This window comes from Rhizobium herbae, from assembly GCF_017873135.1.
GTDB lineage: Bacteria > Pseudomonadota > Alphaproteobacteria > Rhizobiales > Rhizobiaceae > Pararhizobium > Pararhizobium herbae.
This window is the reverse complement of sequence record NZ_JAGGJV010000003.1, coordinates 20,452-33,802: the sequence shown is the minus strand read 5'-3', so window position 1 is coordinate 33,802 and position 13,351 is coordinate 20,452. Positions and strand designations below refer to the sequence as shown.

Below are 13,351 nucleotides of genomic sequence, written 5' to 3'. Positions count from 1 at the left end.
GCCGGTCGGAAATTTGGCAATAAAAAACGCCGCTCGGAGATTGCGTCTTCGGGAGAAAAAGATTCCCGGACTGCAAAAACCTTGCGACGTCGATGTCTCTGCGAGCGCCTGTCTTGGGCTCGGCTTACTGCGGTCGCCATTGACCGCAGCGAATTAACTCATGCAAAGCCTGTGCCAGTTTTGTGGGAAAACATTAGCGCTTTGAAATTGAATGGATTTTCGTCGATCTCAGGGCTGCGCGTAAATTTTGATCATGTCCTGCATGTGCAAAAAATTTCAGCGTCTGCTTCGGCTCTCTCATTTCCGAGTGGGAAATTTTGTGCAATGCAAAATTCGCCGCCGTCAGTTTTCCTCGGCGGGCGACCCGCTGCGCGTCATGCTTTTGACGGCAAATCCGGCGATATAGTCGGCGATCCGGGCCGGATCGAAAACCTGCCCATCGATGAACCGATCGCCATCCATGTCGCCTTCGACGCGAATATCGTTGTCCAGCAGAGGTGCTGCGTCCGCCCCAAGCGCCAGGCGATAGATATCGGGCCGATAGGCCGCCGCTGCCGCCGTCATGCCGGTGGAGGAAAGATCGGTCTGGCCCCAGCGGATCATCTGGCTGTAGATCCACAGCGCCTGGCTCGGACGCGGATAGTTGGCAAAGCCGTCATGAAACTTGAAATAGCCATCGATGACGCGGCGATTGCCTTGATCGTCGAGATTGAATTCGCCGGCAAGCACACGACGAATGATATCGACGGGCGCCGCGAGGTAACGGGTCTCGGCCAGCGCCTCCGATAATGCATCATGATTTTCCGGGCGGTCGCACCAGCGCGCGGCCGCATCCAGCGCAACGATCAGCCGCGAGACGGTTTCCGGATGCGTTTCGGCCCATTCCGGCCGCATGCCGATCACCTTTTCCGGGGCGGACGGCCAGATATCCTGCTTGGCGGCGACGATGCGGCCGACGCCGCGCTCGGAGGCGACCATGTTCCACGGCGCGCCGACGCAGAAGCCGTCGATGGCGCCCGCGGCGAGCGCGTCGGACGTCATCGGCGGCGGCACGACGACGAGCTTGACGTCCCGATCCGGATCGATGCCGCCGGCTGCCAGCCAGAAGCGGAATTCGTAGTTGTGCGAGGAGAAGGGATACGTGACGCCAAGCGTCGGCAGCGGCTCGCCGCGCGCCTTCATCCCGAGGATGACCTTTGCCAGCGCCTGTGCATTTTCCAGAGCGCTCGCCGTTTCGGTCAAGGATGCCTCTTGCCGCATGCGGGCATAGAGACGCGTCGATAGGGTGATGGCATTGCCGCCGCCGCCGAGAGAAAACGGGGTTATCGTCGGTGACGGATTGGAGCCCAGGCCCAGCATCGAGGCGACCGGCATGGGCGACAGCATGTGGGCAATGTCGAACTGCCGGAAGGCGAGCCGGTCGCGCACATTGGCCCAGGAGACATCCTTGACCAGATCGAGAACGATGCCTTCCTTCCGCGCGAAGCCGAATTCGGCGGCTGCGATCAGCACGGACGCATCGACGAGCGGAATGAAGCCGGCGCGCAGGGTCCGCGAGCCTTCGCCAGCCAGTGCTGCGGGCGCGGCAAGGCGGCTATCGCCGCCGCGCGGAGCATTGGCCGTATCCGTGATTTTCGTGACCATATTCACTCCAATGCCTCCCACCGGAAGATGTCCGACTGGTGCCTGCTCATCACATCAGCAATCCAGCCGCCGTGACGACGCTCTGGGCGATGTCCGACATCTTCTTCTTTTCGTTCATGGCCGTCTGGCGCAGCAGGGCAAAGGCCTGCTCTTCTGAAATGCCGCGCATCTTCATCAGGATGCCCTTGGCGCGCTCGACGATCTTGCGTTCCTCCAGCGCCGACTTGGCGTCGGCCAGTTCCCGCTGCAGCCTCGAAAAGGCGTTGAACCGGCTGACGGCCATGTCGAGGATGGGTTTGACCCGCTCTTTCTTCAGGCCGTCGACGATGTAGGCGGATACGCCGGCATCGACCGCCGCCTCGATGGATGCGGTATCCGATCTGTCGACGAACATGGCGATCGGCCGGCCGACCGTGCGCGTCAGCTGGAACAGGTGCTCCATCATGTCGCGGTTCGGGTTTTCCAGATCGATGAAGATCACGTCGGGTTGCAGCGTCTCGATGATGCGGGCGATGCCGTTGACCTCGTGCACGACCGTCACCTTCGCGTGCCCGGCCTCGCGCAATCCTTCCTCGATGATGGAAGCGCGGATCGCGTTCTCATCGATGACAAGAATTGTGAGGTCCAGATAAGCCATGGCGCATAGATGACGCAGTGCAACAAACTTGGCAATGCTCAAAATAATTGCGTTTCTGCATGAGCATCAAAATTAGGCAGAAAGCAGATGCAATGATACCACGTTTCCGCGGGGATGGTGTGACCGCCGACGGGGAAAAAACCGCTGTTTTCCTCATGTAGCCCTTTATCGAACGCCTTTCGACAGCATACGATGGGGAAAACAGTGTATGGCGGTAAGAGCTTGGGCGGTCGGGAGTAAAGCGTGCATCAGGATATGGCTTTGGTAGCGACCGTCGCGATCAGCTTCGTGCTGGCTGCGATCTTTGGCTATTTCGCGGACCGGCTCCGCCTGCCGCCTCTGGTCGGATATCTGGTTGCCGGCATCATGATGGGACCGTTTACGCCGGGTTTTACGGCCGACAGCGCCCTTGCCGTACAATTGGCTGAGATCGGCGTCATCCTGCTGATGTTCGGGGTCGGCCTGCATTTCTCCGCTTCGGACCTCATCGCCGTTCGCGGCGTCGCCATTCCCGGCGCCATCGGGCAGATCATCCTGGCGACGCTGCTGGGCATCGGCCTATGTTCGCTATGGGGCTGGAGCCTCGGTGCCGGGCTTGTCTTCGGCCTCAGCGTTTCCGTTGCCAGCACCGTCGTTCTGTTGAAAGCGCTGGAGGAGCGCAACCTTGTCAACTCGCCCAACGGGCGGGTGGCGATCGGCTGGCTGATCGTCGAGGACCTGGCGATGGTCCTGGCCCTTGTCCTCCTGCCGATCGTCGCGGAGATTTTGGGTGCTCCGGGGGCAGCGGCAGGGCACGCGCCGAGTGCAGGCGGCACGTCCATCGCCTTGACCATCGTGCTGACGCTCGTCAAGCTTGGCGCTTTCGCCGCACTGGCCGTGGTCCTCGGTCCCCGGCTTGTTCCGTGGCTCCTGACGCTGGTCGCGCGTACCGGGTCGCGCGAACTGTTTACGCTGACCGTTCTTGCCATCGCGCTCGGCATTGCCTTTGGCTCGGCGACGATTTTCGGCGTATCCTTCGCGCTCGGGGCGTTTTTTGCCGGCGTCATCATGAGCGAGTCCCATCTCAGCCACAGGGCGGCGGCGGATTCGCTGCCGTTGCAGAACGCGTTCTCCGTGTTGTTCTTCGTCTCCGTCGGCATGCTGTTCAACCCGATGATCCTGATCCAGCAGCCGCTTGCCGTGATCGCGATCGTGGCGTTGATCACCTGCGGCAAATCGCTGATCGCCGTCGGTTTCGTGCTGCTTTTGCGTTACCCCCTGTCCATGGCGCTGACCGTCGGTGCAAGCCTGGCGCAGATCGGCGAGTTTTCGTTCATCGTCGCCGGCCTCGGCGTTTCGCTTGGGCTCCTGTCGCAGGAGGGACACGATCTTATCCTTGCCGGGGCGATCCTTTCGATCACGCTCAATCCGCTGATGTTCTGGGCGGCTGGGAAACTGAAAGCCCGGCTCGCGCGCACGATGCCCTACTACGGTGAGCAAAAATTGACCGCACTCGGCCGCCAGCTCGATATCGTCAAGGCGAAGGTTGAAGAAAAGGAAAGTCAGCAGCAGCTGAAAAAACAGCAGCTGGTCAGCACCTTCCCGTTATTTTCCGAGGTCAACGAGCATGCTCTCGAAGAGCTCCTGCTGCTGTTCCGGCCGGCATCGGCCTCGCCGGGCGACAAGGTGATCCGCGTCGGCGAGCGCGGCGACGCCATGTATTTCATTGCCGCCGGTGCCGCCGAGGTCAGGTTGCCGGGCAAGGCGATCCTGCTTGAAGCGGGCGCCTTCTTCGGCGAAATGGCCCTGCTCAGCGGCGGATTGCGCACCGCCGACGTGATCGCGGTGGATTTCTGCCAGTTCCTGAAACTCGACCGGCGTGACTTCAACATCTTCATGGCCCGGCACCCGCGGCTGCGCGCCGCCGTCAGCGACATGGCCCGCGAGAGGAAGCAGATGAACGTGTCGCGGGACGTCGGCAGCGATGCGGTGGATTGAGGTGTCGCGAGCGATCTGACCTCGCGGCTTGAGCCGGTTCATCCGACTTTGGTCCATGGGCCAATGGCCATTGGTCCGGCTTCTTCCATGTCTTAAAACACGCTATGAGTCGTTATGGACAGCGCAGTGAATGCCGAGATATTGCCATCACGTGTCAAAGGGCTCAGCCTTGCCAGACAGTTCGCGATCGCGGCAGCCGGTGTGCTTCTTTTCGGCATGGGCGCCATAGGCTTTTGGGTCAGCGGACGGATCGAGGACGCGGTTACCCACAATGCGGCCGCGGCCACGGCACTTTACGTTGACAGCATCATCGCTCCGCTGACGCAGGAACTGGCGACGTCAAGCACGCTCGGGGAAGGGGCTCGCCTTGCCCTCAACGAAACCTTGAGCCAGGGCGTGCTGAGCAAGACGATGTTCGCCTTCAAGATCTGGAAGCCCGACGGTACGATCGTCTTTAGCAATGAAGAGAATATCGTCGGCAAGCAATTTGCCATGACGGAAGGATTGGAGGCTGCGAAGGCCGGAAAGATTCATGCCGAGTTCGACCATCTTGTGGGGCCGGAAAACGAGACGGAACGCCAAAGCGGTATACCGCTGCTTGAGATCTACAGCCCGATCCGGGAGCCTTGGTCCGGCGATATCATTGCCGTTGCCGAGTTTTACGAGGACGGACACGACCTGCGGACCGAATTGACCAGGGCGCGGGTGCAAAGCTGGCTTGTCGTCGGCGTCGTGACGCTTGCCATGCTGGCGCTTCTCTTCGGCATCGTGGCGCGGGGCAGCCGCCTGATCACATCGCAGCGTGCCGCCTTGAACGAAAAGGTGGAAACGCTGTCGAAGTTGCTGGATCAGAATCGGGCGTTGCGCCGTCGCGTCGATCAGGCGACCCACCGCACGGCGGATCTGAACGAGCGGTATCTCAGGCGGATTTCGGCGGAACTTCACGATGGACCGGCACAGTTGCTGGCATTCGCCTCCTTGCGGCTCGGCTCGATCATCGATGGCAATGCTTCGAGCCAAGATAGCCAACGGGTCAAGGGCGCTCTCGATGAAGCGATGCGCGATATCCGCAATATCTGCCGGGGCCTGACATTGCCCGAACTGGAGGACCTGCCCGTCGGCGAGGTGTTGAAGCGCGCGATCGCGGCGCATGAAAGCCGCACGGCGACACAGGTCGTGGTCGAGTGCGATCCCGATCTTCCCAACCTTTCACAGGCCGAGAAGATCTGCGTCTACCGGTTCGTCCAGGAAACGCTCAACAATGCTGCGCGCCACGCCGGAGGCGTCGGCCAGCGGGTCAATGCCGCGGCGCGCGATGGCGGGATCGAAATTTGCGTCATCGACAAGGGCCCGGGCTTCGACCCGTCAAATGCGGTCGACGGGCTCGGATTGCTCGGCCTTGAAGAAAGAATCGCCGGTCTCGGCGGAAGCCTCGATATCGCTTCCGGCCCTGGGCAGGGCACGCGACTGACCATGCGGCTGCCGGGGACCATGATGCCATGACGGACGGACCAACACGCATACTCGTGATCGATGACCATCCGATGTTCCGGGAGGGCGTTTCCAGAAGCCTCTCCGAGCACGCGGATCTTCTGGTGTGCGGCGAGGGGGCTTCGGCGGACAATGCGATCCAGCTCGACCGGGATCTGAAGCCGGATGTCATTCTGCTCGATCTGTCCATGCCGGGAGGCGGTCAGCATGCGCTGCGAACCATTCTGGAGCAGTCGCCCGAGGCGAAGATCATCGTGCTGACGGCATCCGAGGCGGATGACGATGTGTTGCAGGCCCTGCGCGCCGGCGCGCGCGGCTATGTTCTCAAGGGTGTCGGCGCCTCGACGCTGATCGAGGTCGTCCGGGGCGCGGTTGCCGGAGAAAGTTACGTTTCGCCGACGCTTGCCGCCCGTATTCTGGCCGAGCTGCGGACAGGCGGTTCTTCTCGACCGTTGGAATCAGCTGTCGATGCGGGGCGGAGCGAAGACCCGTTGTCGAGCCTGACACGTCGGGAGGAGGAAATTCTGCGGCTGGTGGCTGACGGCAACAGCAACAAGGAAGTCGCCCGCCAGATCGCCCTGCAGGAAAAAACCATCAAGCATCACATGACCAGGATCCTGCAGAAGTTGAAGGTTCGCAACAGGACCGAGGCCGCCATGCTTTTGCGGGATGCACGCAACAGGTCCTGAGAGTGATTGCGCCGGCTGGCCGGAGTTCTGGTCGGAGTTCTGGCCAGAGCCGGTCAGAACTTGCCATAGTCCGAACTCTTGGCCTTCCGGCGGATAACCAGGCGCCCCGCCGGATCGAAAACCTCATAGCGACCGTTCTTGATTTGCGCTCGCCAGCCGCCTTCATAGGATCGCCGGCTGTCTTCCCGACCGGGCTCGTTGCCGTCCTTGCCCCCGCTGCCGGACCTGTCGTCATCCCCGTCGCTTCCGCCGTGAGAGGACGAGCCGGAGTCTCCGGAATCATCCGATCCGTGGCCTCCCGAATCCGAATCGCCGGAATGCTCTCCGTGCGAGCTTCCCCTGTCCGCCAGGGCAAGCTGCGGGGCGACAAGCAAGGAGGCAAGAACACCCGTGGCGATAACAAGCGCTCTGGCTGTTGCAAGAGTAAGTCGGCGGTTGCTGACCATTGCGTGGGCCTCTCGAAATCAGTTTACCGACGCGTCCTCCAAGGACGCGTCGGCCGTTTCTCCATTCCTGCCTTGCCGGCTGGAAAATCGGGCGTGCCGGGCTTGCAGAATTCAGCTCCGGCGACCGCCGTGATCGTCGCCCGGCGCGTCATCCGAACCATGCCCCTGGCGGTCATGCCCGACTGCATCGTCGGATCCGCGTCCCCTGCGGTTATGGCCGGTGGTCGCATCGTCGGCACCTCGGCCATGGCGGATATGGCCCGGGCGATCGTCGGCACCCCGGCGTGCAACCTGCACATCATCCAGTTTGAGCAGAAACGCGTGGTTGGGTCCATCATCACGGCCGCGGCCGCGACGGTTGTGACCGGGGCGGTCGTCGGCGCCCTTCTTGGCAAGAACATCAAGGTTCTGATGGAGGCGTGCGGTGGAACTGTCTGTCGCGCCGATGCTGCCGTTCAATGCCGCGTTGGCGGACGCGCCGGAAAAGAGTGCGGCAAGCACGATCACAGAACGCAGGGCATGTTTGGTAATGGACATCTTCTTGCTCCTCATTGGGCCTTCTACGCTGGTCGAAGGCTGGTTTGAGAACCCGTATTGGCTTCTCATGACGCTACCATGCACATACGAAATGCGGGAGAGGAACGGCCCTCAGACCTTTAAGGGTGTGGCAGGGACCTAAGTCCGATGGCGGCCGTACCCTGGCCGGAGATGCCCGTCAGGGATATGGATCACCGGTGGCAAGTTGGCCTGGGGCGTTTGTTGCGGTTCCTCCGGCGAACGCCGAATCCCTGTGGGCCGGGGTGGTCCACCCTCATTCGTCGCGGCGCAATTTTTGGCCGAAAACGCATGAAGATTGGCAAGATGCAGCAATCGAAGTTGATGTAAGCTGCTCTACCTCACAGCAAAAGCCGGAGACTGTCATGACCGCTCCCCATCCCTCCAAGACACATATCGGCAATCACAAACTGCATCCCGAAACGCAGATGCTGAACTATGGCTACGATCCGGAACTCTCGGAAGGGGCGGTCAAGCCACCGGTGTTCCTGACGTCGACTTTCGTCTTCAAATCGGCGGAAGAGGGGCGCGATTTCTTCGATTTCGTCTCCGGCCGCCGCGAGCCGCCTGCGGGCACCGGGGCAGGGCTGGTCTATTCCCGCTTCAATCACCCCAACAGCGAGATCGTCGAGGACCGTCTGGCGGTTTACGAGCGCACGGAAAGCTGCGTTCTGTTTTCCTCCGGCATGTCGGCGATTGCCACCACGCTGCTTGCCTTCGTGCGGCCGGGCGATGCCATCCTGCATTCGCAGCCGCTCTATGGCGGCACGGAAACGCTCCTGGCAAAGACCTTCCTCAACATGGGCGTCGCGGCCGTCGGGTTTGCCGACGGCGTCAACGAGGCATCGGTGCAGGGCGCGGCGGATGAGGCCGTGGCGAAGGGGCGGGTCTCGATGATCCTGATCGAAACGCCGGCCAATCCCACCAATAGTCTCGTCGATGTCGCGATGATCCGCAGGATCGCCGATGCAATCGGCCGGAAACAGGGGCATACGCCGATCGTCGCCTGCGACAACACGCTGCTCGGTCCCGTTTTCCAGCGGCCGATCGAGCATGGCGCCGACATTTCGCTCTATTCGCTGACCAAATATGTCGGCGGCCATTCCGATCTGATCGCCGGTGCTGCCCTTGGGGGCAAGGCGGTAATGAAGCAGGTCAAGGCGCTGCGCGGCGCAATCGGCACGCAGCTTGATCCGCATTCCTGCTGGATGCTCGGACGCTCGCTGGAAACATTGTCGATCCGCATGGAAAAGGCCAACAACAACGCGCTCGAAGTCGCCAACTTCCTGCGCGAGCATCCGAAGGTCGACGGCATCCACTATCTGCCCTACCACGATCCGCAGTCGCCGCTTGGAAAGACCTTTGCGGCACAGTGCACAGGCGCGGGCTCGACATTCTCCTTCGATATTCGCGGCGGGCAGCCGGCCTCCTTCAAGTTCCTCAACGCGCTGCAGATCTTCAAGCTGGCCGTCAGCCTCGGCGGTACGGAATCGCTCGCCAGCCACCCGGCCACCATGACCCACTCCGGTGTTCCGCTGGAGGTCCGTCAACGGATCGGCGTGCTGGAATCGACCATCCGCCTGTCGATCGGCATCGAACATCCGGACGATCTGATTGCCGACCTGACGATCGCCCTGGATGCGGCATGAAGTTGACTTTTTTCGCCGAATCCAAGGATCAAAAAAAGCGGTTTTACTGAGTGGGTGGCTTGTCCCAGTCATTCATGGGCGTCATCCAGTTCTTAAAAGTCTGGACGACTGTGGTCATAAATCCGTCGGGCAATATCGGCCCCGGTTGCCCGCCGGCGGATGCAATTGCATCAGCCACTTCTTGGGCACTGCTGCCGACATAGGTTAGGTCCTTGCCGAAGCGGAAGCCTGATATATTGCCTCGGGCTCGTTCAAGTGGCCCCATGTATACCGGGCCTTCTGCCATTTTTGCGTTGAACCAAACTGGCTGCCCACCGGGCAGTTTCAGTTCTCTCATGGTCGGGAGAAAAGGTCGAACCATGTCAGCAACGGCTGACGCATTCTCAATCACCCGAAAAATTTTTGTCGTATCGATACGTGTATTGCAACCGGCATAAAGGTCAGGAACTTCATGACGTATCCTTAGTACATCTGCAGGTTCGATCTGGACTGATACCCCGTTGGGAAGTGTCAGTGAAATCATGGAGCCCTCCTTCGATAAAACCTGAGATTGCATGATTAATTTTTTATTGTCGAGATATACCGCTCAAAAAGAGCGGGCACCTATTCACCGATCCGTCGGGGCGAATTTTGAACATTTGCAAACGGCGAGAAATTTTCCTTTTGTCTTGAAACAGTTACATTCCGTTGCCATATTGGGCCCATGGAATTCGTTTCCAGCGGTTGACCACGGATGTACTGGCAGCTGTTGTCGAGACGGGTCGGAGAGGTCGGGTTTTCACCCGGCCTTTTTCTTTGGCCGGACCATCCGCCGGCTGCCACGCACGATGTTTCTTTTTGAAACCGGTGTTTGCTTCGCTGTTCATCATCTCGCCTTTCCGGAAGATGGCCCTACTTGCCATTGAAGACGATTTGGGGAAGGATCGCGGTCGGACTGTTCGGCTGTCTGGCCAGTCCCCTCGACAGGAGAAAACCATGCCACTGAGATCCTTGATGGTAGTTGCGGCAATGGCGCTTTTGGCCCTTTCGGGATGTGCAAGCACCGGCGGAAACAACACCACCTATGCGCAATATCAGGGCTATGGCCCAGTCCCGGACTTCGGTGCTTCCGATCCCGGTGGCGTTCGGGTGAGCTACTAATCCGTCGCTGAAGCGTCGGTATCAAGGGGCAGGCGCGTGCCCCTTGTGCGCCTCGCTTGCCGGGCTCTGCCGGTGACGATGCGCGCGGCATCGGCGGCCGGCCGATTGGCTCCGCGCGTTTTCCGATATGTATTGCGGATAAATGGTGATCCCAACTGGATTCGAACCAGTGGCCTCAAGATTAGGAATCTTGCGCTCTATCCTGCTGAGCTATGGGACCGACCGGAGAGAACACTTACAAAAGGAGACGGCGGAAGCCAAGTGTTTTCCGGTGCGCTTTTTGATGCTTTTGCAGGAACAGGCGTTTCTGATGTGCGTGACGCAGGCCGGGGCTGGCGCCGGATGACTTTCCGATGTTAAGCAGGGTGCGGCGCAACGGGGAGGAGACCCGGCCGGAACGGCGTCGCCTTCGACAACGAGACCCACAGAGTTTGATCCAGCATGTTTATCGGAATTGATTGGGGCGGCACGAAAATGGAAGTCATCGCGCTCGACCGCGATGGCACGACAAGGGCAAGGCACCGCATCGCCACGCCGACCAGCGGCTACGATGCCTGCATCCGCGCCGTGCAGGAACTTGTGGCAACCGCCGAGCAGATGGCGGGCGAAAAGGGAACGATCGGTATCGGCATTCCCGGCAGCCCCAATCCGCGCACCGGCATCGTGCGCAATTCCAACGCGGTCCTGCTGAACGGCCAGCCGCTCGGGCGCGATCTTCAGGCGGCGCTCGGACGGGACGTGCGGCTTGCCAACGATGCCAACTGTCTGGCGGTTTCCGAAGCGGTGGATGGTGCCGGCAAGGACGAGCATACGGTGTTCGGCATCATCGTCGGTACCGGCCATGGCGGCGGACTGGCGATCGGCAAGCATGTGCATGCCGGCTATCAGGGCATCGCCGCCGAAATCGGCCACTATCCGCTGCCCTGGATGACGCCGGATGAGTATCCGGGCCACAAATGCTGGTGCGGCAAACATGGCTGCCTTGACATGTATGCCTGCGGCACCGGCGTGGAGCTGGATTACCGCCTGACGACCGGGGTCGACCGGCGCGGCCGCGACATCATCGCCGACAAGCGCAACGGCGAACCTGTTGCGACCGCCGTCTATACGCGGTTTGTCGATCGGCTGGCGCGCAGCCTGGCGCTGCTGACCAATGTCGTCGATCCGGATGTCTTCGTGCTCGGCGGCGGCATGTCGAATGTCGATGAAATCTACGATGAATTGCCGGATCTGATCGTCAAATACATTTTCGGCGACAGTTTCGAGACGCCGATTCGCAAGGCGGTGCATAGCGACAGTTCCGGCGTGCGCGGCGCTGCATGGCTCTGGAAAGACTGAAAACCGAAGTGGAGAGCAGAATGGGTATCGACGCGGATCTGGAACGGATTGCTTTGCAGGAAAGCGAGCTGCAGTTCGACAGCTTCAGCCTGGAAACGGGCTGGGCGCTCGGTTCGCTGCTGCGCGGCATGGCGGTGGAGCGCAAGCTCGGCGTCGTCATCGACGTCACGCTGTTTTCCATGCCGGTGTTCTACGCAGCACTTGAGGGCTCGACGCCAGACAACCCGAGCTGGGTTCGCCGCAAGCGCAACTGCGTCTTCCGTTTCCTGAAGAGCAGCTATGCGGTCGGCCTGTCGCTTACGAAGCAGGAAAGCACCATTCAGGCGAAGTTCGGATTGCCGGATGCAGAATATGCGCCGCATGGCGGCAGCTTTCCGATCGTCGTCAAGGGCACCGGCTGCATCGGAGCGGTGACCGTTTCCGGCTTGCCGCAACGTGACGATCACATCATGGTTGTCGAGGCGATTGCCACGCTGCTTGATAAGGACATCAAAGCGCTGAAGTTCGATACCTAGCGTCTGAACGGATAGATGACCATGGATATTGCCGGCTTTTCCGCCACATTGAACGAATGGTTGACGCAGGCGGCCCTGCCGCTCTGGCGGGACAGGGGATTCGACCCATTGAGCGGCGGCTTTGTCGAGACGATCGACATGGCGGGGCAGCCGACGCGGGCCGATCGCCGTTCGCGCGTCCAGCCGCGCCAGGTCTATTGTTTCGCGGAAGCGGGCCGCCGCGGCTGGAAGGGAGACTGGCAGACAGTCGCCACCGATGGCATCGCCTATTTCGACCGGGTCTACCGGCAGCCGAGCGGTTTTTACGGAGCGCTGGCGGATGCGGACGGCAATCTGATCGATCCGTCCTTCGATCTCTACAATCAGGCCTTCGCGCTTTTGTCCTTTGCCTATCTGGCGCAGGTATTCCCGCAGCGGAAGGCGGAGATGATTGCGCGCAGCAACACGCTGCGCGACAACCTGGAGGCCCATTGCAAGCATCCGGCGGCGGGCTTCGAGGAAGACAATCCGCCGCGTCTGCCGCTCTGCTCCAATCCGCATATGCATCTGTTCGAAGCGTGTCTCGCCAGTGAAGCGGTCGATGGTTTCGATACCGTTGCCTGGACCAATCTCGCCGATGAAATCGCCACCCTTTGCATGGACCATTTCATCGACCGGGAAACCGGCGCATTGCGGGAATTCTTCGATCATGACTGGTCGCCGATGCCGGGCGACAAGGGACGGATCGTCGAGCCGGGCCACCAGTTCGAATGGGCGTGGCTGCTGCTGCGCTGGGGTGAACGGCGCGGCAATGCCGATGCGCTGGTGAAGGCGCGGCGGCTGTTCGAGATCGGCGAGCAATACGGGATCGCGCAGCCGCGGGAGGTGGTTGTCATGACGCTTCTCGACGATTTCTCCGTTGCCGATCCGATCGCCCGGCTCTGGCCGCAGACGGAATGGCTGAAGGCGGCGGTCCGCTTTGCGGCGCTGACGCAAGGCGAGGAGCGCGAGCGTTACCTGCGCTCCGCCGTGCGTGCCGCAACAGCGCTCACCCGGTTTCTCGATACGCCGGTCAAAGGCCTTTGGCGCGACAAGCAGAAGGCGGATGGCAGTTTCGTCGACGAACCAGCGCCGGCCAGCAGCTTCTATCATATTCTCTGCGCCATCTATGAAATGGACGATTGCCTGAAGCGGCTTTGATTCGACATTCTTGCTGTTATTCTGCAACCGGCCCGCTTCGAAGGAGGCGGGCCGGTTTCGTTTTGCCTGCGATCAAGGACGCAAGTCATAT

General features: G+C 60.9%; 14 protein-coding genes and 1 tRNA gene. 8 read left to right on the top strand and 7 right to left on the bottom strand.

Annotation, left to right across the window (positions count from 1 at the left end; genetic code table 11):
- Positions 1-342: 342 nt before the first annotated feature.
- Together J2Z75_RS09000 and J2Z75_RS08995 are read right to left on the bottom strand one after the other, a co-directional pair.
- Positions 343-1,644 (bottom strand): CmpA/NrtA family ABC transporter substrate-binding protein, encoded by a 1,302-nt coding sequence (locus J2Z75_RS09000; RefSeq protein WP_209850806.1) that lies wholly within the window; start codon positions 1,642-1,644, stop codon positions 343-345.
- Between the two features lie 49 nt (positions 1,645-1,693).
- Positions 1,694-2,281: an ANTAR domain-containing response regulator gene (locus J2Z75_RS08995; RefSeq protein WP_209850803.1), complete on the bottom strand. Its 588-nt coding sequence runs from the start codon at positions 2,279-2,281 to the stop codon at positions 1,694-1,696.
- Positions 2,282-2,524: 243 nt separating this feature from the next.
- Between J2Z75_RS08995 and J2Z75_RS08990 the strand changes: the two genes are divergently transcribed.
- The 3 genes from J2Z75_RS08990 (at position 2,525) to J2Z75_RS08980 (ending at position 6,438) form a co-directional block, all read left to right on the top strand.
- Positions 2,525-4,258, top strand: a complete 1,734-nt coding sequence (locus tag J2Z75_RS08990; RefSeq protein ID WP_209850800.1) for a cation:proton antiporter domain-containing protein — start codon at positions 2,525-2,527, stop codon at positions 4,256-4,258.
- Between the two features lie 114 nt (positions 4,259-4,372).
- Positions 4,373-5,761 carry a sensor histidine kinase gene (locus J2Z75_RS08985; RefSeq protein WP_209850797.1) on the top strand — a complete coding sequence of 463 codons (1,389 nt, stop codon included), beginning with the start codon at positions 4,373-4,375 and terminating at the stop codon, positions 5,759-5,761.
- Positions 5,758-6,438, top strand: coding sequence for a response regulator (locus J2Z75_RS08980; protein WP_209850794.1), 681 nt, complete (start codon positions 5,758-5,760; stop codon positions 6,436-6,438). The genes J2Z75_RS08985 and J2Z75_RS08980 overlap by 4 nt, the downstream gene beginning before the upstream one ends.
- 53 nt (positions 6,439-6,491) lie before the next feature.
- Here J2Z75_RS08980 and J2Z75_RS08975 read toward each other — a convergent pair whose 3' ends face one another.
- Together J2Z75_RS08975 and J2Z75_RS08970 are read right to left on the bottom strand one after the other, a co-directional pair.
- Entirely contained in the window at positions 6,492-6,884 is a 393-nt protein-coding gene (locus tag J2Z75_RS08975; RefSeq protein ID WP_209850791.1) for a hypothetical protein, read from the bottom strand.
- Positions 6,885-6,995: 111 nt separating this feature from the next.
- A complete protein-coding gene (locus J2Z75_RS08970) occupies positions 6,996-7,421 on the bottom strand; it encodes a hypothetical protein (protein ID WP_209850787.1) in 426 nt (141 codons plus the stop codon).
- A 383-nt stretch (positions 7,422-7,804) separates the two neighbouring features.
- Between J2Z75_RS08970 and J2Z75_RS08965 the strand changes: the two genes are divergently transcribed.
- Positions 7,805-9,088, top strand: coding sequence for a cystathionine gamma-synthase family protein (locus J2Z75_RS08965; RefSeq protein WP_209850784.1), 1,284 nt, complete (start codon positions 7,805-7,807; stop codon positions 9,086-9,088).
- Positions 9,089-9,131: 43 nt separating this feature from the next.
- On the opposite strand, the gene J2Z75_RS08960 is transcribed toward J2Z75_RS08965, so the two are convergent.
- The gene (locus J2Z75_RS08960) at positions 9,132-9,611 is read right to left on the bottom strand and encodes a hypothetical protein (RefSeq protein WP_209850779.1); all 480 of its coding nucleotides are present in this window, start codon (positions 9,609-9,611) and stop codon (positions 9,132-9,134) included.
- A 154-nt stretch (positions 9,612-9,765) separates the two neighbouring features.
- Entirely contained in the window at positions 9,766-9,957 is a 192-nt protein-coding gene (locus J2Z75_RS08955) for a hypothetical protein (RefSeq protein WP_209850776.1), read from the bottom strand.
- Between the two features lie 106 nt (positions 9,958-10,063).
- Between J2Z75_RS08955 and J2Z75_RS08950 the strand changes: the two genes are divergently transcribed.
- On the top strand, positions 10,064-10,228 hold the full coding sequence (locus tag J2Z75_RS08950; protein ID WP_209850773.1) for a hypothetical protein: 165 nt from the start codon (positions 10,064-10,066) through the stop codon (positions 10,226-10,228).
- Between the two features lie 143 nt (positions 10,229-10,371).
- On the opposite strand, the gene J2Z75_RS08945 is transcribed toward J2Z75_RS08950, so the two are convergent.
- Positions 10,372-10,448: transfer RNA gene (locus J2Z75_RS08945), tRNA-Arg, on the bottom strand.
- Between the two features lie 221 nt (positions 10,449-10,669).
- On the opposite strand from J2Z75_RS08945, the gene J2Z75_RS08940 reads away from it, so the two are divergent.
- The 3 genes from J2Z75_RS08940 to J2Z75_RS08930 are packed head-to-tail and all read left to right on the top strand — an operon-like array spanning position 10,670 to position 13,260.
- Positions 10,670-11,566 (top strand): ROK family protein, encoded by an 897-nt coding sequence (locus tag J2Z75_RS08940; protein WP_209850770.1) that lies wholly within the window; start codon positions 10,670-10,672, stop codon positions 11,564-11,566.
- A 20-nt stretch (positions 11,567-11,586) separates the two neighbouring features.
- Complete coding sequence (locus tag J2Z75_RS08935) at positions 11,587-12,081, top strand: heme-degrading domain-containing protein (RefSeq protein ID WP_209850767.1); 495 nt, start codon at positions 11,587-11,589, stop codon at positions 12,079-12,081.
- A gap of 15 nt (positions 12,082-12,096) precedes the next feature.
- Positions 12,097-13,260 carry an AGE family epimerase/isomerase gene (locus J2Z75_RS08930; RefSeq protein WP_407692751.1) on the top strand — a complete coding sequence of 388 codons (1,164 nt, stop codon included), beginning with the start codon at positions 12,097-12,099 and terminating at the stop codon, positions 13,258-13,260.
- The last annotated feature ends 91 nt before the right edge of the window (positions 13,261-13,351 follow it).

What these genes read in the sequence shown, in the direction of transcription:
- J2Z75_RS08930 (WP_407692751.1), top strand. Translation starts at nt 12,097, where the DNA reads ATGACCATGGATATTGCCGGCTTTTCCGCCACATTGAACGAATGGTTG.
- J2Z75_RS08940 (WP_209850770.1), top strand. Translation starts at nt 10,670, where the DNA reads ATGTTTATCGGAATTGATTGGGGCGGCACGAAAATGGAAGTCATCGCG.
- J2Z75_RS08985 (WP_209850797.1), top strand. Translation starts at nt 4,373, where the DNA reads ATGGACAGCGCAGTGAATGCCGAGATATTGCCATCACGTGTCAAAGGG.
- J2Z75_RS08960 (WP_209850779.1), bottom strand. Translation starts at nt 9,611, where the DNA reads ATGATTTCACTGACACTTCCCAACGGGGTATCAGTCCAGATCGAACCT.
- J2Z75_RS08975 (WP_209850791.1), bottom strand. Translation starts at nt 6,884, where the DNA reads ATGGTCAGCAACCGCCGACTTACTCTTGCAACAGCCAGAGCGCTTGTT.
- J2Z75_RS08955 (WP_209850776.1), bottom strand. Translation starts at nt 9,957, where the DNA reads ATGATGAACAGCGAAGCAAACACCGGTTTCAAAAAGAAACATCGTGCG.
- J2Z75_RS08935 (WP_209850767.1), top strand. Translation starts at nt 11,587, where the DNA reads ATGGGTATCGACGCGGATCTGGAACGGATTGCTTTGCAGGAAAGCGAG.
- J2Z75_RS08980 (WP_209850794.1), top strand. Translation starts at nt 5,758, where the DNA reads ATGACGGACGGACCAACACGCATACTCGTGATCGATGACCATCCGATG.
- J2Z75_RS09000 (WP_209850806.1), bottom strand. Translation starts at nt 1,644, where the DNA reads ATGGTCACGAAAATCACGGATACGGCCAATGCTCCGCGCGGCGGCGAT.
- J2Z75_RS08970 (WP_209850787.1), bottom strand. Translation starts at nt 7,421, where the DNA reads ATGTCCATTACCAAACATGCCCTGCGTTCTGTGATCGTGCTTGCCGCA.
- J2Z75_RS08950 (WP_209850773.1), top strand. Translation starts at nt 10,064, where the DNA reads ATGCCACTGAGATCCTTGATGGTAGTTGCGGCAATGGCGCTTTTGGCC.
- J2Z75_RS08995 (WP_209850803.1), bottom strand. Translation starts at nt 2,281, where the DNA reads ATGGCTTATCTGGACCTCACAATTCTTGTCATCGATGAGAACGCGATC.
- J2Z75_RS08965 (WP_209850784.1), top strand. Translation starts at nt 7,805, where the DNA reads ATGACCGCTCCCCATCCCTCCAAGACACATATCGGCAATCACAAACTG.